At 69.3% G+C, this 20,397-nt stretch carries 13 protein-coding genes; 3 read left to right on the top strand and 10 right to left on the bottom strand.

Features of this window, described 5'->3' with window-relative positions; all coding sequences use genetic code 11:
- The 6 genes from glgC to ACFFJC_RS00700 form a co-directional block, all read right to left on the bottom strand.
- Complete coding sequence (gene glgC / locus ACFFJC_RS00725; RefSeq protein ID WP_379485657.1) at positions 1-1,260, bottom strand: glucose-1-phosphate adenylyltransferase; 1,260 nt, start codon at positions 1,258-1,260, stop codon at positions 1-3.
- A gap of 30 nt (positions 1,261-1,290) precedes the next feature.
- Positions 1,291-3,465 carry a 1,4-alpha-glucan branching protein GlgB gene (gene glgB / locus ACFFJC_RS00720; protein WP_379485656.1) on the bottom strand — a complete coding sequence of 725 codons (2,175 nt, stop codon included), beginning with the start codon at positions 3,463-3,465 and terminating at the stop codon, positions 1,291-1,293.
- On the bottom strand, positions 3,462-5,891 hold the full coding sequence (locus tag ACFFJC_RS00715; protein ID WP_379485655.1) for a glycogen/starch/alpha-glucan phosphorylase: 2,430 nt from the start codon (positions 5,889-5,891) through the stop codon (positions 3,462-3,464). The genes glgB and ACFFJC_RS00715 overlap by 4 nt, the downstream gene beginning before the upstream one ends.
- Before the next feature lie 226 nt (positions 5,892-6,117).
- Positions 6,118-7,533 (bottom strand): aromatic ring-hydroxylating oxygenase subunit alpha, encoded by a 1,416-nt coding sequence (locus ACFFJC_RS00710; protein ID WP_379485712.1) that lies wholly within the window; start codon positions 7,531-7,533, stop codon positions 6,118-6,120.
- 234 nt (positions 7,534-7,767) lie between these two features.
- Positions 7,768-10,230, bottom strand: a complete 2,463-nt coding sequence (locus ACFFJC_RS00705; protein WP_379485654.1) for a PhoX family protein — start codon at positions 10,228-10,230, stop codon at positions 7,768-7,770.
- A gap of 211 nt (positions 10,231-10,441) precedes the next feature.
- Positions 10,442-11,194 carry a Crp/Fnr family transcriptional regulator gene (locus ACFFJC_RS00700; protein ID WP_379485653.1) on the bottom strand — a complete coding sequence of 251 codons (753 nt, stop codon included), beginning with the start codon at positions 11,192-11,194 and terminating at the stop codon, positions 10,442-10,444.
- A 254-nt stretch (positions 11,195-11,448) separates the two neighbouring features.
- Between ACFFJC_RS00700 and ACFFJC_RS00695 the strand changes: the two genes are divergently transcribed.
- Complete coding sequence (locus ACFFJC_RS00695) at positions 11,449-12,009, top strand: biliverdin-producing heme oxygenase (RefSeq protein WP_379485652.1); 561 nt, start codon at positions 11,449-11,451, stop codon at positions 12,007-12,009.
- Positions 12,002-14,569 carry an HWE histidine kinase domain-containing protein gene (locus ACFFJC_RS00690; RefSeq protein WP_379485651.1) on the top strand — a complete coding sequence of 856 codons (2,568 nt, stop codon included), beginning with the start codon at positions 12,002-12,004 and terminating at the stop codon, positions 14,567-14,569. The genes ACFFJC_RS00695 and ACFFJC_RS00690 overlap by 8 nt, the downstream gene beginning before the upstream one ends.
- 19 nt (positions 14,570-14,588) lie before the next feature.
- Here ACFFJC_RS00690 and ACFFJC_RS00685 read toward each other — a convergent pair whose 3' ends face one another.
- The 4 genes from ACFFJC_RS00685 to ACFFJC_RS00670 form a co-directional block, all read right to left on the bottom strand.
- Positions 14,589-16,355 carry a putative bifunctional diguanylate cyclase/phosphodiesterase gene (locus ACFFJC_RS00685; protein ID WP_379485650.1) on the bottom strand — a complete coding sequence of 589 codons (1,767 nt, stop codon included), beginning with the start codon at positions 16,353-16,355 and terminating at the stop codon, positions 14,589-14,591.
- 50 nt (positions 16,356-16,405) lie between these two features.
- On the bottom strand, positions 16,406-16,879 hold the full coding sequence (locus ACFFJC_RS00680; protein ID WP_379485649.1) for a response regulator: 474 nt from the start codon (positions 16,877-16,879) through the stop codon (positions 16,406-16,408).
- Positions 16,872-18,329: a sensor histidine kinase gene (locus ACFFJC_RS00675; protein WP_379485648.1), complete on the bottom strand. Its 1,458-nt coding sequence runs from the start codon at positions 18,327-18,329 to the stop codon at positions 16,872-16,874. The genes ACFFJC_RS00680 and ACFFJC_RS00675 overlap by 8 nt, the downstream gene beginning before the upstream one ends.
- Positions 18,330-18,523: 194 nt before the next feature.
- Positions 18,524-19,015 (bottom strand): asparaginase domain-containing protein, encoded by a 492-nt coding sequence (locus tag ACFFJC_RS00670; protein WP_379485647.1) that lies wholly within the window; start codon positions 19,013-19,015, stop codon positions 18,524-18,526.
- A 171-nt stretch (positions 19,016-19,186) separates the two neighbouring features.
- Here ACFFJC_RS00670 and ACFFJC_RS00665 point away from each other — a divergent pair, with 171 nt between their 5' ends.
- Positions 19,187-20,389 (top strand): MFS transporter, encoded by a 1,203-nt coding sequence (locus ACFFJC_RS00665; protein ID WP_379485646.1) that lies wholly within the window; start codon positions 19,187-19,189, stop codon positions 20,387-20,389.
- Positions 20,390-20,397: the final 8 nt, after the last annotated feature.

The raw sequence follows: 20,397 nt of genomic DNA, 5'->3' as shown, positions 1-20,397 counted from the left end.
TCAAGCCAGCCGGTCGATCATCGGCTTGGTGATGAGGCAGACGCCGCTTTCGGTGCGCCGGAAGCGCTTGGCGTCGAGTTCGGGATCCTCGCCGACGACGAGCCCCTCCGGGATGCGCACCCCGGAATCGACGATCACGCGCTTGAGCCGGACGTGGCGGCCGACGTTGCAGTAGGGCAGGATCACGCCCTCCTCCACGCAGGAGAAGCTGCCCATCTTGACGCCGGTCATCAGCAGCGAGCGCTTGGCCAGTGCGCCCGAGACGATGCAGTCGTTCGAGATCAGCGACGAGATCGCGTGGCCGCGGCGGCCTTCCTCGTCGTGGACGAACTTGGCCGGCGCGGCGACCACCGCGTCCGACCAGATCGGCCACTCGCGGTCGTACATGTCGAGCTTGGGCACGGTGTCGGTGAGATCGAGGTTGGCCTCGAAGTAGGCGTCGAGCGTGCCGGCATCGCGCCAGTACTCGCCGATCTCCTCGGCCGCGCGGATGCAGCTGTCGGTGAAGCGGTGGGCCTGCGCCTTGCCGTGCTTGACGATGTAGGGGATGATGTCCCCCCCGAAGTCCCGGTTGCTTTCCGGGTCGGCGGCGTCGCGGCGCAGCTGGTCGAACAGGAACTCGGTGTCGAACACGTAGATGCCCATGGAGGCGAGCGCCATGTCCTCCTGGCCGGGGATGCCCGGCGGGTCGGCGGGCTTCTCCACGAACGCGGTGATGCGGTCCGTCTCATCCACGTGCATGACGCCGAACGCGGTCGCCTCCATGCGCGGGACCACGAGGCAACCCACCGTCACGTCGGCGCCCGAGTTGACGTGCTGCTGCAGCATCCGCTCGTAGTCCATCTTGTAGACGTGGTCGCCCGCCAGGATCACCATGTACTTGGGATCGTGCGCCTCGATGATGTCGATGTTCTGGTACACCGCGTCGGCGGTGCCCTCGTACCACAGCAGCTCCGAGATGCGCTGGCTGGCGGGCAGGATGTCGAAGCTCTCGTTGCGTTCGGGGCGCATGAAGTTCCAGGCGCGCTGCATGTGCCGGATCAGGCTATGCGCCTTGTACTGCGTGGCCACGCCGATGCGGCGGATGCCCGAGTTGATCGCGTTCGACAGCGCGAAGTCGATGATCCGCGCCTTTCCACCGAAGTAGACCGCCGGCTTGGCGCGATTGTCCGTCAGCTCCCTCAGGCGACTGCCGCGCCCGCCGGCCAGGACGTAAGCCATGGCATCGCGCGCGAGCGGCGAGCCGGAAGCTGGTCTCATTCTTCTCTCTCCATCGGTCCGTTATCCGCCTCAGCCGGCGTATTCGAGCATGATCGTCGCGAGCGGCGGCAGGGTGACGACCGCATGGCCGTCGGCGGCTTTGACCTGGCCGAGGTTGCCCTTGCCGGAGCCGCCGTAGTGCACCGAATCGCTGTTGAGTATTTCGTTCCACTTGCCTTCCAGCGGCAGCGGCAGGCGATAGTCGCTGCGCAGCGCCGGGGTCATGTTGGCCACCACCGCCACCGGGGCGACGCCCGGCGCCTGGCGCAGCCACGCGAAGACCGAGTTCTCCTTGTCGTCGACCACCAGCCATTCGAACCCCGCGGGGTCGCAGTCGCCGGCATGAAGCGCCCGCTTGGCGCGGTACAGCCGGTTCAGGTCCTTGACGAGATTGCGCACGCCTTCGTGCGAGGGCGCCTCGCGCAGCTCCCAGTCCAGCGCGCGATCCTCGCTCCATTCGCGCCTCTGGGCGAACTCCTGACCCATGAACAGCAGCTTCTTGCCGGGATACCCCCACATGAACGCGTAGTACGCGCGCAAGTTCGCGAACTTCTGCCAGTCGTCGCCGCTCATCTTGGACAGCAGCGAGCCCTTGCCGTGGACGACCTCGTCGTGGCTGAGCGGGAGGACGTAGTTCTCGGAGAAGGCATAGACCAGGCCGAAGGTCAGGTCGTCATGGTGGTAGCGGCGATGCACCGCGTCGCGCGCCATGTAGCGCAGCGTGTCGTGCATGAAGCCCATGTTCCACTTGAACCCGAAGCCCAGCGCCGTCTCGCGCCCCTTGCCGTCGCCCTCGTACGCGGGCTGGGTGACGCCGGGCCACGCGGTCGATTCCTCGGCAATGGTCATGAAGCCGGGGTGCTGGGCGTAGAGCTGGCGATTGGTGGCGCGCAGGAACTCCACCGCCTCCCAGTTCTCGCGCCCGCCCTCCTGGTTGGGGATCCACTCGCCCGCCTGGCGCGAATAGTCGCGGTAGAGCATCGAGGCGACGGCATCCACGCGAAGCCCGTCGACGTGGTAGCGTTCCGCCCAGAACAGCGCGTTGTTGACAAGGAAGCTCTGCACTTCGCGGCGACCGAAATTATAGATCAGCGTGTTCCAGTCGGGCTGGAAGCCGAGCCGCGGGTCCTCGTGCTCGTAGAGCGCGGTGCCGTCGAAGCGGACGAGGCCGTGCTCGTCGCGCGGGAAGTGCGCGGGCACCCAGTCGAGCAGCACGCCGATGCCGGCGCGGTGGGCGCCATCGACGAAGCGCGCGAAGCCGGCCGGCTCGCCGAAGCGCGAGGACGGCGCGTAGAGGCCGGTGGTCTGGTAGCCCCACGAGGGATCGTAGGGATGCTCGCTGATCGGCAGGAACTCGATGTGCGTGAAGCCCATCTCCACCACGTAGGGGATCAGCTCGTCCGCCAGCGCGTCCCAGTCGAGGAACCAGTTCCAGCGGTCGCGGCGCCAGGAGCCGGGGTGGACCTCGTAGATCGAGACCGGCACCCTGCGGGGGTCCACCGAGGCCCAGTGGGCGCGGTGCGCCTCGTCGCCCCAGTCGAGCTTGGCAGGCACCGCCGTCATCGAGGCGTTGGCCGGCCGGATCTCGGCCATGAAGGCGAAGGGGTCGGCCTTGAGCGGCTGCACCGAGCCGTCGGCCCCGACGATGTGGTACTTGTAGGCGCGGTAGTCGCCGATGTCGGGGATGAAGATCTCCCACACGCCGATGTCCACGCGGTTGCGCATGACGTGGCGGGCCGGGTCCCAGTCGTTGAAGTCGCCGACCACGCTGACCAGCCGGGCGTTGGGCGCCCAGACCGCGAAGTGGACGCCGCGTGCGCCCTCGTGCTCGATGAGGTGGGCGCCCAGCTTGTCGAACAGCCGGAAATGGGTGCCCTGCGCGATCAGCAGGTCGTCGACCGGGCCGAGCACGGGCCCGAAGCTGTAGGGGTCTGTCACCAGCCAGTCGTGCCCGCCCGCGGCACAGCGGTAGCGGATCGGCTGCGGCTTGATGCGCAGCCGCCCCTCGAACAGGCCGCGATCGTCGATCCGGTCCAGCGTGCCCAGCCAGTGGCCGTCGAGGCTGAAGGCCTCCACCGTCTCGGCGCCGGAAAGGACCGCCCGCAGGTGCGTGCCGTCGGGTCCGGCATGGGTGCCCAGCAGGGAGAACGGATCCGCGTGGGCTCCCCGAAGCAGGCTATCGATGGCGCTTTCCGGGGGTTTCACAGGACTTTCCAGATTTCCTTGGCGTACTCGGCGATCGTACGATCCGACGAGAACCACCCGACATTGGCGATGTTCCTGATGGTTGATGCACGCCAGCCCGAATTGTCGGTCCAGCGCGCGTCGACGGCGCGCTGGGCTGCGGCGTAGCTGTCGAAGTCGGCCGCGCACATGAACCAGTCGTGGTCGTAGATGCCGCCGATGAGCTCCGCGTAGCGGTCGGGATCGTCCGGCGAGAACACGCCCGAGGCGATGGTGGAAAGCGCCTGGCTCAGCTCGCGCGAGCGCTCGATCGCCTCGCGCGGGTCGTAGCCCTGCGCCCGCTTGGCCGCGACCTCCTCAGCCGTGAGCCCGAAGATGACGATGTTCTCGTCGCCCACGTGGTCCCTGATCTCGACGTTGGCGCCGTCGAGCGTGCCGATGGTAAGCGCGCCGTTCAGCGCGAACTTCATGTTGCCGGTGCCCGAGGCTTCCATGCCGGCGGTCGAGATCTGCTCGGACAGGTCGGCCGCCGGGATGATCCGCTCGGCCAGGCTCACATTGTAGTTCGGGACGTAGACGACCTTGAGCAGCCCGCCCACCGAAGGATCGGAGTTCACGCGCCGGGCGATGTCGTTCGCCAGTTTGATGATGAGCTTGGCGTTGTGGTAGCTGGGCGCCGCCTTGCCGCCGAAGATCTTGACGCGCGGCACCCAGTCTCGCTCCGGATGGCTGCGGATCTGGTCGTAGAGCGCGACCGTCTCGATCAGGTTGAGCAGCTGGCGCTTGTATTCGTGGATGCGCTTGATCTGGACGTCGAACAGCGCGTCCGGATCGAGGCGGATGCCCATCGTCCGCCGGATGTGATCGGCCAGGGCGACCTTGTTCGCCCGCTTGACGGCCGCGACCCGCTCGCCCAGCGCGGCATCCCCGGCCAGCGGGTTGAGATCGCTCAGCCGCGCCGCGTCGTCCAGGAAGGCATCGCCGATGGCGTCCCGGATCACGCCCGTCAGGCCGGGATTGCACTGCTGCAGCCAGCGGCGTGGGGTGACGCCGTTGGTCTTGTTGTTGATGCGGGTGGGATAGAGCGCGTGGAGATCGGCGAAGACCGTCTCCTTCATCAGTTCGGTGTGCAGCGCGGCCACACCGTTGATCGAGTGCGCGCCCACGAAGGCGAGGTTCGCCATGCGCACGCGGCGCTCGCCGCTCTCGTCGATCAGCGAGATCGCGGCGATCTGCGCATCCGTGCAGCCGGCCTTCCTCGCCTCGCGCAGGACGCGGCTGTTGATCGCGTAGATGATCTGCATGTGGCGCGGCAGCAGGCGCTCGAACAGCGGCAGCGGCCAGGTCTCCAGCGCCTCGGGCAGCAGCGTGTGGTTGGTGTAGGAAATCGTCCGCTTGCAGACCTCCCACGCCTCTCCGAACTCCAGCCCGTGGACGTCCACCATCAGGCGCATCAGCTCGGCCACGGCGACCGAGGGATGGGTGTCGTTGAGCTGGATCGCGGCCTTGTCCGGCAGGGTCCGGATGTCGCCGGCATACTGGACGTGGCGGCGCACGATGTCCTGGATCGACGCGGCGGTGAAGAAGTACTCCTGCCGCAGCCGCAGCTCCTGCCCGGCGGGGCTGGAGTCGGCGGGATAGAGCACGCGCACGAGGCTTTCCGCGCGCATCTGCTCGGCCAGCGCGCCGAGGTGGTCGCCCGCGTTGAAGGCTTCGAGCTTGAGCGGGTCCAGCGGGCTCGCGGTCCACAGCCGCAGCGTGTTGACGCGCTTGCCGCGCCAGCCCACCACAGGGGTGTCGACGGCGGTCGCGTCGACCTGCTCTGCGGGATTCCACACCACGCCGTCGCCCTGCGCGACCACCTCGCCGCCGAACCCGATGCGGTAGGTGCTCTCGACCCGCCCGAACTCCCAGGGGTTGCCGTGCGCCAGCCAGGTCTCCGGCAGCTCGACCTGCCAGCCTTCGTCGATGCGCTGGCGGAACATGCCGTTAACGTAGCGGATGCCGTAGCCGTAGGCGGGGATGTCCAGCGTCGCCAGGCTCTCCATGAAGCACGCGGCCAGCCGCCCGAGGCCGCCGTTGCCGAGCGCCGCGTCGGGCTCCAGCTCTTCCAGTTCGGCCAGGTCGAGGCCGTGGGCGGCCAGCGCCTTCTCCATCTCGCGCGTCAGGCCCATGTTTGACAGGGCGTCGCGCAGCAGGCGGCCGATCAGGAACTCCATCGAGAGGTAATAGACCCGCTTGCCCCCGGCGTCGTAGGTGCGGCGGGTGGATTCGAACCAGGCGTCGATGATCTCGTCGCGCAGCGCGTAGACGGTGGCGCGGTACCAGTCGTGCTGCTTTGCGGCACGCTCGTCCTTGCCGACGCGATTGCGCAGGACTCGCATGATGTGCTGGTCGAGTTCCGACGAGGTGACGGGCTGGATGTCGGACACGGGTTCGCTGGCCACGAGAGCACTCCTTCGCAGGACGTCCCCGGGCGCCGCGCGCGGCGGGCCGAGACGTGCCGGTTGTCGCCAGGACGGGGCGACCTCCCCCCTCTCCCCTTTGCTTCACCGGCATGGCTAGCACAGGCCCACGGCGCGGCAAGTGCGATTGTGCACTGCCACATGAAATTCCCCGCCGCTGCAGTCGGTAAGGAGGGGCGGTCGGCCCCTCCCATGCCCGCGCCCTCGTTCAGTCGATCGGCAGCTTGGTGGGCGCCCCGCGGCCTTCCATGAAGTTCGCCAGGTTGCGGTGCAGGTTGATGACCTTCTGCTCCTGGTGCGGGTTGGGCAGCGGGCCGCGGAAGCCGCTGGACTTCATGCCCTTCTGCACGAACTGCATGTTGGAGAAGTCCTGCGCCAGCACGGAGCCCCAGTTCTCGCCGATCGGGTCGGCGTAGGTCCACGCGGTCTCGGGCTCCTCGCCCTCCGGGAAGCGCTCGAGGGCGTAGCTCTCGAACACGCACTTGTCCGGATCGTCCTTGTAGGGCCGCACGCGGTAGCACAGGGCGAAGGTCTCCCCGTGGAGGATGTTCTGGTTGGGGAACAGCCCCCAGGCCAGGCCGCTCTCCTTCTTGATCTCGGGCGGCACTTCGGGCCAGATCACGCCGCGCGCGGCGTCGTCGGCCTTGGCGGACTTGAGCCAGTGGGCGATGCACTCCTGCGGGGTCGCCGTCTCGGGCAGCTCGGTCTGGAGGCGGCTGGCGGCGTTCACCAGAGTCTCGGTCGAGGCGGAGTAGTTCACCGTCTCGTAGTTCTCGCGGATCAGCTCGTAAGTGGAGACGCGCGGGTCGTCGCCCTTGCCGGCGCGGGTGGTGCCCGCGCTCTCGCTCATCTGGAACTTGGAATCGCGCGTGTCATAGCTGGATACCGAGTGGAGCCCGTACTGCTTCGACAGCGCGTAGTAGTCGCCGTAGGCCAGCAGCTGCGTATGGGTGCCGGCGACATGGTAGGGTTCGAGGAAGGCCTCGATCGCGGTCTTCCAGTTGCAGTCGTAGATCGCCCACTGCCGCCACTTGTAGCGCATCTTCTCCAGCTCGAAATGCGACAGGATCTCACCGGCGCGGCCCATCCACTCCTTCAGCGGGACGGCATCGGGGTCCATGTTGACGTAGATGTAGCCGCCCCAGGTATCGACCTGCACGTCCGACAGGCAGGTCATCTCGGGGGTCAGCTTGTTCTGCCAGTCCTGCGGGTCGAGGATGTAGGTGTTCTGCCCGTCGAGGTCGAAGGTCCAGCCGTGGAAGCCGCAGATGAAGTTGCGGCGGTTGGACCCGCGCACATCGTGGACCTTACCGGGCAGCATGTCCGGCACCGAGACGAGCTGGCGGCCGCGGTGGGGACAGACGTTGTGGAAGGCCTTGAGCGATCCGTCGTCCTTGCGCAGGACGATGATCGATTCGTCGGCGACGTCGTAGGTCATCCAGTCGCCGGGGTTGGGCAGGTCGCTCTCGCGCTCCACCATCTGCCACACCTTGGGCCAGAGCAGTTTCTTCTCGGCCGCCAGGTAGTCCTTCGAGAGGAACGCCTCGGTCGGGTAGGTCGCGAGCACCTCCGCGTCCATGTCGGCGGCGGTAAGGCGGGAGGGCTCGAAGGCCCCAGGGTTCATGATGCCCTTGTTCACGTGACGTCTCCCATGGCGGCGTCCGTCAGCGTCCCTTCGCAGCGGAGACGTCCTGGCCGAAGCACCGCACTATTCAACACCACTGTCTATTAGGACAAGCCAGGGAGCGATGCCAGAGCGTCGTGTGCGGAACGCCCGGGCGATGCCTGGAACGCGAAGGGAGGGAGCGCCGCGTGGCGCCCCCTCCCCCTGCATTCTCCCGAGGGAGAGCCTGTCAGGTCAGAGCCCGACCACGCCACCGTCGTTCTTGGTGATGGCGATGAGGGCCGAGCGCGGGCGCACGCTGGCGGCCGGCGTGCTGCCGTCCTGCGTGTAGGGCCAGTGGCCGCCCGGAGCCGCAGCGGTGCCGCTGTCGCCCGGGTGCTGGATGCCCACGAACATGGTGCGGCCGTCCGGCGTGGTGTCGATGCCGGTGATCTCGCAATCCACCGGGCCGACCAGGAAGCGGCGCAGGTTGGCGGCGGTCGCCTTGGCGCCGACGATGGTCGCCTGCGTGTTGCCGCCGCCGTTGTCGATCGTCACCGCGCCGCCGTCGCCGACCGTGCCCGGCATGGCTGCGAGCAGCATGCAGTTGGTGCGGTCGGTCATCGCGCCGTCGTCGGTCTCGATCCACAGCAGCGGCTTGATCTGCCCGCCCGCGTTGGTCGCGCGCGAGAAGAACGCGCCGTCGGGGCTGGAGAAGTCGTTGGCGGTGGTCAGGCCCGAGACGTTCACGTTGGTCTTGGTGGCGTCGTAGTCGGTCGAGTCGACGCCGAACATGTAGAGGTCCCAGCGGAACGTCTTGGCGTCGGTGTTGTCGCCGGTCTCGCGCAGGCGGACGATGTGGCCGTTGGGGTTGCCGGACGAGGCGCCGCCGGTGACCCTCGGATCCGAGTACGAGCGCGGGTTGGCGGCGTTGGTGGTGGTCGCCGTGCGGCCGCTGTTGTTGGTGAGCGTGAGATAGATCTCGCCGGTCACCGGGTTACCCGTGGTCCACTCCGGGCGATCCATCGGCGTCGCGCCCACCGCGTCGCCGGCGAAGCGGGTGTTCACGCAGATGTCCGCCTGGTCGACGAAGGTGTAGCCGTCCGGGTAGCTGCTGCTGGCCGGGCGCGGCGGAACCTGCCCGAACACCAGCGGCAGCCAATCGCCGGTGCCGTCCGCGTTGAAGCGCGCGGCATAGAGGATGCCGTTGTCCATGTACTTGTCGCCCATCGCCAGGCGGTCGGTGGCGTTGGCGTCGGCCGCGTTCCAGGTGGCGGTGGAGACGAACTTGTAGAGGTACTCGCCGCCCGAGTCGTCGCCCATGTAGAAGGCGACCTTCTGGTTGGCGGCGATCCGCACGAAGGCGCCCTCATGGCCGAAGCGGCCGAGCGCGGTGCGCTTGCGCGGGGTCGACTTGGGATCGTAGGGGTCGATCTCGAGCACCCAGCCGAACTGGTTGACCTCGTAGCGGAAGTCGTCGGCCGACGTGGCGGTGGCGCTGCTGATCGTCGCATTCCAGCGCGTGATCGCGGTGTTGGTGGTCGGCGCGGTCGACCACGAGTAGCTGCCGGTACGGCTGGTGATGCCGTTGCGGCGCAGCGAAGCCAGCTCGCGGGGCGAGCGCAGCGCGTCGTCCGAGGCGTCGCGGCGGAAGTAGCCGGCGTAGTTCTCCTCGCAGGTGAGGTAGGTGTTCCAGCCGGTCACACCGTTGGCGCAGTTGTTGATGGTGCCGCGGCCCTTGGTGCCGTCCGGCGAGTACTTGGTGCGCAGCATCGCCGAGCCGGCGGCCGGGCCGCGGAACGCGGTCTCGGTGAACGGGGTGATGCGGCGGTTGAAGCTGCTGCCCTGGACGTAGCCCCACTTGCGGTCGCCGGCGTCCTTGTACTCGACGATGGAGACGCCGTGCGCTTCCATCTCCTTGGTGACCTGCGCCTCGTCGCGCACGATCGTGGAGACGTGGAGGTACTTCTGCGTGATGTTCTCGTGGTTCTGGACCATGAGGCCGCGCGTCGAGCTGCTGGCGTCGACGCCGCCGGCGGCGGAGAGGCCGAACCACGCCAGCGCGTCGTGATGGTCGCCGATGCGGTTGCCGAAGTCGGTGTCGGTGCCGTCGTTCTTGTAGGCCGGGGTGTTGGCCGTGATCGGGTCGCCCAGGCGGGTCATGACGGTGACCGTGTAGCCCTGCGGCACGACGACGACGTCGGCCAGGCTGTGCGCCACGGCGGTGAAGCCCAGGGCCGCCGGCGAGACGCGGACGGTGGTGCTGGCGCTGGAGGTCTCGCCGTAGGCCGAGGTGGCGGTATAGGTGAACACGAGGTCGGTCGCCGCGGACACGGCGGGAGCCAGGAAGGTCACGGTGCCGGTGGTGCCCGAAAGCTGCACGATCGGGCCGCTGGTCTGGGTCCAGTTCGGCGCGCTGCTGCCGCTGAGCGTGCCGCTGGCGGAGCCGGTCAGCGTGACCACGCGGCCCGCGCTGGTGGCGGCGTTCTCGCCCGCCGAGACGGTGACGCCGCCCAGGCTGCTCTCGCCGTCGTCATCGCCGCAGGCCGCGAGCAGGCCCGTGCCCATGAACGCCATCGTCGTGGCGCCGGCGCCGCGGAACATCGTCTGGCGGCGCGAATAGCGCGCGGCGGCCATGCTCTCGAGCGAGGGCCGGCCCAGGTCGTTGGTGTCGACGTCGCCGTCGGTGTAGTGTTCCGCTGGATTAATCTCGGTCATGGTGTCGCCCCTGTGTGTTGGTCGCGGAGGCGACTGCTAGGGGCGGTTCATGACAGCCAAGCGCAAGTTCGATGGCGCTTCGATGGCTGATTTGCGACGGATATTCGACGACGGCAGGGCACCGCTCGTCCGAACCGCCTGAACTGCGAGGGAAACGCGGTGCGCCTGCGGGTCGGCGGCGCCGGACCTCGCCCGATTTTCGGGCCGCCGCTCAGTTGCCCTGCGGGTAGACTTCGCCGAGCACCTTGCGGAAATGGCTCTCCACCTGGTGGTTGCAGATGCACGCCCGCGCCCTCAGGCGCTCGCGATCGAGCACCTCGATGCCGCCGCGGCGGGTGCGCACCATGCCGTCGCGCTTGAGGCGCTGCAGCACGCGGCTGGCATAGCTGCGGCCGATGCCCATCATCGAGGCGAGCTGCTCCTGCGTCATCGTCACGTCGTTGCGGCCGATCCGCTCGACTGCCGAGGACAGCCACTTGGCGGCGCGCTGCTCGATGGTGTGGACGGCGTTGCAGGCGATCGACTGGAACACCTGCGCCATGGTGCAGTCGGCATAGCGCGCGAAGAGGTGCGAGATCGCCGGCGAGGACGACTTCGCCTCCTCCAGGTCGCGCGTGGCGATCCGCAGGAACACGCCTTCGTGCAGCACGTTGGCACGCGCATAGGCCGGCAGCGCGCCATGGCTGACGATGCCGCCCAGCGCCCCTTCGCGGCCGACCAGGATGGTCTCGACCGCGGTGCCGTCCTCCATCTCCACGAAGTAGGAGCACATCGCCCCGTGGGTGGGAAAGTAGCAGTGCTCGACGTCGTCGCCGGGGTGGTAGATGGTGTCGCCGGCCTTGAGCCGGCATTCGCCCATGCGCGCCTCCAGCAGCGCGAGGTCGTCCTGGCGAAGGGCGGAAAGCAGATCGCTCCCGGCGATCGCGGCTGCCGAAACCGGGCTCGTTTGCGGGATGGTGCTCATCGTTGGTCCTCGGCAGCCGGGGCCCTGTGCCCGGCCTCCGACCACGAAAACCCGCCCGTCCCGCAACGGTTCCACCGCGTGTGGTCAAAAGTAAACAGACGCGGGACAGGCCGGCTGATACTATGTGACTGAGGAACATTCCCGGACCACCGGAGTTCCAAAGCCAGGCGCGCGCGGCTCGCTTGCAATCGCCCTTCGAGCAACCTAGCGGATACCTGATGCAAGCCGAAGCCGGATCGCCTTCAATGCCTGACATGCTGAGCACGCTGCGCCAGGCCACGGGTCCCTCGCACGAAAGACTGGACGGCTCGTTCGGGTCGCTGGACCTCCACCGGCGGGAGGGGCTCGCCCGCTTCCTGGCCGCGCACGCGATCGGCCTTGCCCCCTTGTTCCCGACGTTCCGCGCCTTCGTGGAAGAGGAGCTGCAGCTGGAATGTCCGGACTATCCGGCGATGCTGCGCGCGGACCTGGCGGCGCTCGGCATCGACGGGGACGGCCTTCCTGCGGTGGAGGGCGCCCGGCTCGAGTTCCCGGGCGCGCGCCTGGGGGTCGGCTATGTCGTGTGCGGCTCGCGCCTCGGCCTCGCCATGATCCGCCAGCGCGGCTACTGGGGCGAGGCGCAAGGCTTCCGCTCCGCCTACATGGCCGACGGCCGCGGCCACGAGGCGTGGAAGGCGCTCGTCCCCCTGCTCAAGGGCCGCGCCTATCCGCCGGAGGAAGCCGCCAACGCGCGCGAGGCTGCGCTCGGCGCCTTCGACATCTTCGCACGCGCCTTCGAGGCGAGCGGGCGCGCGGAGGTCCGCGTCGATGGCTGAGGGCATGCACCGCGTCGACCTTTCCACCTGCGACCTCGAGCCCATCCACATCATCGGCCGGATCCAGAGCTTCGGCTGGCTGCTCTCGTTCTCCAGCGACTGGATCATCAATCACGTCTCGCTGAACTGCGAGACGCTGTTCGGCCGCGACCCGCGCGACCTGATCGGGCATTCGGCGACCGAGTTCCTGGCGGCCGAAGCGCTGCACGACATCCGCACCCGCCTCCAGATCCTGGGCAGCGCCACCACCGTCGAGCGGATCTTCGCCATCGACCTGCTCGGCGACGGGCGCCTCTTCGACCTCGCGGTCCACCCGTCGGGACGATCGTTCGTGCTGGAGGTGGAGCCGCACGAAAACGGCAGGCGCCGCGACTTCGTCTCCTACGTGCGCCCGATGATCGAGCGCCTGCGCCAGTCGGCCAGCGTGGAGCAGCTCTGCGCCAGCGCCGCGCGCCACTTGCGCGGACTGACCGGCTTCGACCGCGTGATGATCTACCGCTTCGAGGGCGACGGCGCAGGCGAGGTCATCGCCGAGAGCATCAACGGCATGGTGGACAGCTTCAAGGGCCTCCACTTCCCCGCCTCGGACATCCCGGCGCAGGCGCGGCGGCTCTACACCCGCAACCTGCTGCGCATCATCAGCGACGTGGACGATCCCACGGTGCCGATCCACCCGACCGCCGGCCCGAACGGCGATCCGCTGGACCTGTCGATGTCGGGGCTGCGCGCGGTCTCGCCGATCCACATCGAGTACTTGCGCAACATGGGCGTCAAGGCGTCGATGTCGGTCTCGATCATGCGCCGCGGCAAGCTGTGGGGCCTGATGGCCTGCCACCACTACGCACCGCTGGTGCTGTCCTATTCGGTGCGCACCGCCTGCGAACTGTTCGGTGAATTCTTCGCCTACTTGCTGGAGCAGAAGGAAACCGACTTCACGCTGGAGAAGCGGGCGCAATCGCTGCGCCTGCACGACGAGATCATGGCCCGCGTGGCCGGCGGCGGCTCGCTGCTGGAGGCCTTCGACGACTTCACCGAATCGATCCGCCACGTCATCCCCTTCGACGGTGTCGCCGGATGGGTGGACGGGCGCTTCCTCGCGCACGGCGCGACGCCCGACCAGCGCGATTTCGAGAAGCTGGCCCGCTTCCTCAACACCGCGGGCGCCAGCACCGTCTGGTCCACCGACAACATCGGCGCCGTCTTCGCTCCCGCCCGGGAGTGGGTCGACCGCGCCGCCGGGCTGCTGGCCCTGCCCGTCAGCCGGTCGCCCCGGGACTACATCGTGCTGTTCCGCTCCGAGGCGCTGCGGGAGGTGAACTGGGCCGGGAACCCCGAGAAGGCGGTCGAACTCGGCCCGCTGGGTGCCCGCCTCACTCCCCGCAAGAGCTTCGAGCTGTGGAAGGAGGAGCGCAGCGGCTTTTCGCTGCCCTGGACCGACGAGGAGATCTCGGCGGCGGAATCGCTGCGGATCACGCTGCTCGAGGTGGTGCTGCGCCTGTCCGACGCCGCCCACGCCGAGCGCGAGCAGGCCAGCCGGCAGCAGGACATGCTCATCGCCGAGCTCAACCACCGCGTGCGCAACATCCTCAACCTGATCCGCGGCCTGGTGGCGCAGAGCAAGGAAGGTGCCGGCACCATCGAGGAATTCGCCGAGATCGTCGGCAGCCGCATCCATGCCCTCGCCCGTGCGCACGACCAGGTGACGCGCAAGGACTGGTCGCCCGCCTCGCTCTACGACCTGATCCGGACCGAGACCGCCGCCTATTCGAGCGACAGCGCCGACCGGGTGATCGTGGAGGGCCCCGACGCGCTGATCGCCCCCAGCGCGTTCACCACGCTGGCGCTGGTGGTCCACGAGTTGATGACCAATTCGTGCAAGTACGGCGCCCTGTCCAATTCGCAGGGGCAGGTCAGCGTCACGCTGGCCCGCGACGACGACGGTTCGCTGGAGATCGACTGGCGCGAGGAAGGCGGCCCGGCGGTGACCGAGCCCACCCGCCGCGGCTTCGGATCGACCATCATCGAGCGCACCATCCCCCACGAACTGGGCGGCTCGGCCTCGGTGATCTATCCCGAGGAGGGCCTGCACGCGCTGTTCCTCGTGCCCGTGGATCACATCTCCAGCTTCGAGACGCCCGGCGCGCCGGTGCGGGAAGTGCCGGTCGAGCCGCCGGAAGCCACGGAGATCGTGGACGGGCTTGCTTCCGGCGCAGCGCTGATCGTCGAGGACAACGTCATCATCGCGATGGAGGCGGAAGACATGCTGCGCGGCTTCGGGTTCACCGATTGCCGCGTGGCCGGCTCGGTCAACGCCGCCATCGGCGCGTTGCAGGGAAGCGACATCACGTTCGCCATGCTGGACGTCAACCTGGGCCGGGAGACCAGCACGCCGGTCGCCGCGATGCTGCAGGAGCGCGGCATCCCCTTCATCTTCGCCAGCGGCTATGGCGAGCGCCTGCTCGAGGTGGGGGCGTTCAAGGGCGTGCCGGTGGTCACCAAGCCTTATGGCGAACGCGACGTGCGCGCGGCGATCGGCCGCGTGCTGAAGGGCTCGCACTGAGCGGCGAAAGGCGGCGCCGTCAGGCGCTCAGGCGTCGCGCGCTCGTGGAAGCCCTCCAAGTTTCCAGCCAGGCGCCCACCTCCGCAAAGGGCATGGGCCGGCAGATGCCGTAGCCCTGCCCCCGGATGCAGCCCACCGCGACGAGCATCGCCTGGGTCTCGCCGTTCTCCACCCCTTCGGCGACGAGGTCGATGCCGAGGCTGTCGCACAGCACCACCAGCGAATGGACCAGCGCCTGGTCGAAGCGGCTCTCGGTGAAGCGCGAGATGAAGGTGCGGTCGATCTTGATCTCGCGCACCGCGAACTCGCGCAAGTACCCGAAGGAGGTGAAGCCGGCGCCGAAGTCGTCGATGGAGAGCGCGATGCCGTGGCCGCGCAGCTGCTCGATGACGCGCCGCGCCTGTGCCGGGCTGGCGATCAGCGCGGTCTCGGTCAGCTCCAGGGTGACGCGCGCGGCATCCACGCCGTGGCGCGCGATCCCCTCCACCACGTGGCCGACGAAGGCGTGACGCTCCAGCATCCGGGCCGAGACGTTGATGGAGATGCCGGCGCCCTCCAGCTCGGACTGGATCCGCGCGAACTGCTCCAGCACCACGTCCAGGCTGAGGTACGTGAACGGCTCCAGGAGGTGCGACTGCTCGACCGCCGCGACGAGCGCGCCCGGCGCGACCGGGCCGTTGCGCGGGTGCGTCCAGCGGACGAGCGCCTCGAAGCCCAGCACCTGCCCGCCGCGCATGTCCACTTTCGGCTGCCAGTACCATTCGAGCATGCGCCGGGCGAGCGCCTCCTCGACGTCGGGGAGCACGTCGCCGTGCGCGTGGGGACAGGCCGGCTGGCGCTCCTCGCCCCGGGCGAGCACGGTCCCGGCGGCGCTGCGTTTGGCCTCGTACATCGCGGCGTCGGCGGCCTGCACCAGGACCTCGGGGAGGAAGCCGAGCTGCGGGCACAAGGCGATCCCGAGCGAGGCGCCGACGTGCAGCAGGTGCCCTTCGTGGACGATCGTCTGCCCGACAAGATCGGTGACCTTGCCCGCGACGGTGAAGGCCGCCTCGTCGCCGTCGATGTTCTGGAGCAGGATCGCGAACTCGTCGCCACCGAGGCGCGCCACGGTGTCGACTTCGCGCAAGCTCTCGCGCAGGCGCCTGGCGATGGCCACCAGCACCGCGTCCCCCGCCGCGTGACCGACGCTGTCGTTGATCTCCTTGAACCGGTCGAGGTCGAGCACGGCGACGGCGAACGGGTCGCCGCTCCGGCGCGCGCGGGCGCAGGCCTGCGCCAGCCGGTCGGAGAACAGCGTGCGGTTGGGCAGGTCCGTCAGCGGATCGTGCAGGCTGCGATGGGTCAGCTCCTCCTCGGCCCGGCGCAAGTCCCGCCGGTACTGGCGCCAGGCCATCCCCTCCTCCACCGAAGCCGCGACCCGCTCCGCCGAGAGCGAGCGCTTGGTCAGGAACTCGATCATGCCGGATTTGATCGAAGCGGCCGCGATCTGCTCGTCGGCGTTGCCGGTGACGGCGATGATCGGGCAGTCGGGGTCCATCTCGCCGCGGATCGCCGGCACCAGGTCGCGCCCGTCGCCGTCTGCCAGGCCGAAGTCGAGGAAGACGATGTCGAAACGCGCGTCGGCCTGCCGGATCAGCCCGAGCGCCTCTTCGTGCGTGCGCGCCTGCTCGACGGTGATGTGACGGGGCGCCCGCCGCAGCATGCGCAGCAGGCGCTCGCGGTCGACGTCGTCATCATCGACGATCAGCGCGTGGATGTTGCGGGTGCCGTTGTGCAGGTGGTCCATGGCAGCAAGTCCTNGGGGGCGGGGGCGGGAGGGGGGCCGGATCGCCAGGTTCAGGGCAGCTCCTGTGTGCAGGCGTACTTGCCGATGAAGTCGGCCAGGCGCGCGAACTGGGGCCCGACCGCCGACTTCACCATGTAGCCCGCGACATGGCCGTCGTAGGCGCGGCAGCGGTCCTGCTCGCGGGCCGAGGTGGAGAGGACGAACACGACCGTGCGCCGCAGCCGCGGATCGGCGCGCAGCACGTCGAGGAACCGGAAGCCGTCCATGCCGGGCATGTTGAGGTCGAGCAGGACGATCACCGGCGTGTCGATGTGCTTGTCGGCGTGCTCGCCGCGCAGGATCTGCAGCGCCTCCGCCCCGTCGCCTGCAGTGACCGTGCGGCACGGGACGCTGCGCTTGCGGAAGCTGCGCATCACCCCCTCGGTGGCGACGTCGTCGTCGTCGACGAGCAGCACGGTGGTGCCGGCCGCGCCCGGCGCGCGCGGCTCGCGGGAGCGGGAGCGGGACCGGGCCAGCTCAGTCATCCTCGCCCTCCAGCAGCAGGATACGGGGCCAGTGGACCTCGAAGCGCGCGCCGCCGAGCGGCCCCTTGGCCTGGACCGTGACCATGCCGCCGTGCGCGTTGATCATGCGCCGGGTCAGCGCCAGTCCCACGCCGTCGCCATCGGTGCCCGGCGAGGCGCGGTGGAACAGCTTGAAGATGCGATCCTCCGAGCCGGTGGGGATGCCCTGCCCATCGTCCTCCACCGTGAAGACGCAGAAGCGCCCCTCGTCCCGGGCGGAGATCCGTATGCTCCCCCGCGGGCCGCCATGGTGCTTGACCGCGTTGGCGATCAGGTTGCGCAGCGAGGTGGCCAGCGGTGCGCGCGGCGCAGTCAGCGGAGCGCCGTGGACGTCGAGCTCCACCACGAACCCTTCGGGAATGGCGGTCATCGCCAGCGCCTCCTCCACCAGTTCGCGGGGGTCGAGCTGGTGGAGATCGGGGTCGCGCACCCCGGCGCGGGCATAGTGCAGCAGGTCGTCGATCATCTGCTCGCAGCGCTCGATGCGCTGGGTGATGCGATCGAAGTTGTGCGCCACCTCGGGCGGGATCGCCTGCGCGCCGAGCGCCTCGCCCAGATCCTCGCGGATCCAGCTGACGAGGTCGCCGATCCCGCGCAGTGGGGAGCGCAAGTCGTGGCTGGCCACGTAGGTGAACTCTTCCAGCTGCGCATTCGTCTGCTGGAGCGCCCGCTCCGCCCGGCGGCGGTGCGACACGTCGCTGACGATGGCCATGAACAGCGGCTGGCCGATGGTCTCCAGCCGGGTCAGGGCGATCTCGACCGGGAACTCGCGGCCGCTGCAGTGGAGCGCGGTGAGGTCGCGGTCGAGGCCGAGGATGCGCGCGTAGGGGCGGGCCACGAAGGCGGCGAGTTCCTGCGCGTGGGCCTCGTGGTAGCGCTCGGGCAGGAGCATGCTGAGCGGCTGCCCGATCATCGCCTCGATGCTCCAGCCGAACTGGCTGGCGAGGACCGCGTTGGCCTGGGCGATGCAGCCGTGCCCATCCACCACCACCGCCCCCAGCGGCATGCTTTCGAACATCTGGGTGAAGCGCCGCTCGGCCGTGGCTTCGCGAGTCAGGTTCCGCAGGTAGACCACGGCGCGGCTGCCGTCCTCGTCCGCCACCGGCGTGAGCGTGGCGGCGACCACCGGGCGCGAGCCGTCGGCGCCGTTCGCCACGAACTGGCGGGTCCAGGGTTCGCGCATGTCGACCGGCGAGGCGAAGAAGTGGTCGAACACCTTGCGCAGCGTCTCGGCGTCGTCCTCCCCGAAGCGGACGTAGAACAGGCTGAGGCGCAGCGCGTCCGGGTCGGGCTCGGCCAGCAGCGTGGCGCAGGCCTGGTTGGCCCAGGTGACGACGCCGTCCCGGTCCACGATCATCGCGGCGACCGGGGCATGGACCAGCGCGGAACGGATGTCGGGCACGAAGGGCATGCGGGCGTCACCTGTCCTGCCTGGCAGGGCGGCGAGAGGCCGTTAGGCGGCGCGCGGCCCGCGATATCCAGACGCCGCTGCCAGCGCAGGCGGACTCCTGTTGCCGATACCGGTACACCCGCCTGGTTAGCGATCGGCGAAGCCGGGGCTAGGGAGCCCCCCGTAGAGCGTCTGAGAAAGGCGCCCTGCGGTGGTTAACGCGGGACGAACTTTCCGGCCGCGCGATCCTTGCGGACCTGCAAGCCGTCGAACACCGTGCCGTTCATGGTGATCCACACGCCCTCCGGCGCGGCCTGGCAGCAGGCGAAGGCCATGCCCAGGTTGAACGCCGCGTCGCTCTCCGCGAAGCGCGCGGGGGCCAGCGCGCCGCAGAGCACCACGGTCTTGCCCTCCAGCCCGGCGAGCGCCTGGGCCGTGTCGGTCATCGTGTCGGTTCCGTGGGTGACGACCACGCGCGTCTCCGGTGCGTGGGCGATGGTGGCGGCGATCAGCGCCCGGTCGCCGTCGTCCAGCTCCAGGCTGTCCTTGCGCATCAGCTCGAGCACGCGGAACGGATGGGTGACGCGGGCGGTCCGCAGCAGCTCCTGGATGATGCTCTCAGCGATCTGGTACTCGCTGAGGGCATCGAAGTACTGCTTGTCGATGGTGCCGCCGGTGGTGACGACGAGGATCGGGGACTGGGTCATCGCCGCGCCTTAGAACGGGTCCGCCGGCGATCCAACCGTTTCCGCAGGCCAACCGTTTCCGCAGGCCAACCGTTTCCGCAGGCGCGTGCCGCACCCGCCCCGTGTCCGCCCTGCGATCTTTCGCGCAGCTTGCCCGTGTCCCCCGCCGCGGCGGCGTGGCACCATGGCCCGATGCGCACCTCCTTCGCCGAACCCGCCGCCACGCCCGGGCAAGAGCTCGCTTCGGGCTGGCCGACCGTCCTGGCCGCCGCCCTCGCCATCGGGGTGGGGATGATGGGGGTGGGCTTCTACTCGCTCGGCCTGTTCGTCACCCCGCTCCAGGCCGAGTTCGGGTGGAGCCGGGCCCAGGTCTCGGGCGCCGCGACGTTCCAGCAGCTCGGCATCTTCCTGTCGGCGCCGGTCGTCGGCTGGCTGGCCGACCGCTTCGGCAGTCGCCGCATCGCCATTGCGAGCTATCTCGCGACTCCCCTCGCCCTGCTCGCGCTCTCGCGCGTAGGGCCCTCCCTCTGGGCCTGGTACGCGCTGTGGCTGCTCGTCTCGCTGGCCGGCTGCGGAACCACGCCGGCGATCTGGGCGCGGGTCGTGTCGCTGCGCTTCGACAAGGGGCGCGGACTGGCGCTGGGGCTGATGCTGATGGGCACCGGGACGGCGGCCATGCTGGCGCCCGCGCTGCTGGGTCCGGTGATCGCGCAGCACGGCTGGCGGACCGGACTCCTCGCCATCGCCGCCACCATCGCGCTCGTCGGCATCCCGGTCAGCCTGCTGGCGGGCCGAGGCGTCGCCCCGGTGCGTGCGGCGCAGGCGCGCGGTCGGATCGAAGCGAGCGGGGTCATGGTGCGGATCGCGGTGATCGGCTTCCTGCTCGGCGTGATCGTGGCCGCGCTCATCATCCACCTGGTGCCGATGCTGGTCGACCGCGGCGTCCCTGCCGCACAGGCCGCGCAAGTCGCGGCTACCGTCGGCATCGCCGTCGTGGTGGCGCGGCTGGTGGTCGGCTGGCTGTTCGACCGCTTCCACGCTCCGCGCGTCGCCTGCCTGTTCCTGACCTCCCCGGTGATCGCCTGCCTCATCCTGTGGCTCGACGGACCCGCGGTGCCTGCCGCACTCCTGCTCGGCCTCGCCGCAGGGGCGGAAGTGGACATGCTCGCCTACTTCACCAGCCGCTACGCCGCGCTGGAGAACTACGGCGCCACCTATGGCGCGATCCTGGGGCTGTTCAGCCTCGGCGCCGCCATCGGACCGCCGCTGTTCGGCTGGGCGACCGATGCCACCGGCAGCGCCGCGCTGGCGCTCGCCTGCTCGGGCGCGGGGCTGCTCCTCGTGCTGGTGCTGATCGCCACGCTGGGCCCCTACCGGAGCGCTCCGGCGGTTTGAGGCCGCTC

It is taken from the genome of Novosphingobium soli, from assembly GCF_042432915.1.
GTDB lineage: Bacteria > Pseudomonadota > Alphaproteobacteria > Sphingomonadales > Sphingomonadaceae > Novosphingobium > Novosphingobium soli.
The sequence above is the reverse complement of the archived record's forward strand: the minus strand, read 5'-3'. Positions and strand labels throughout refer to the sequence as shown.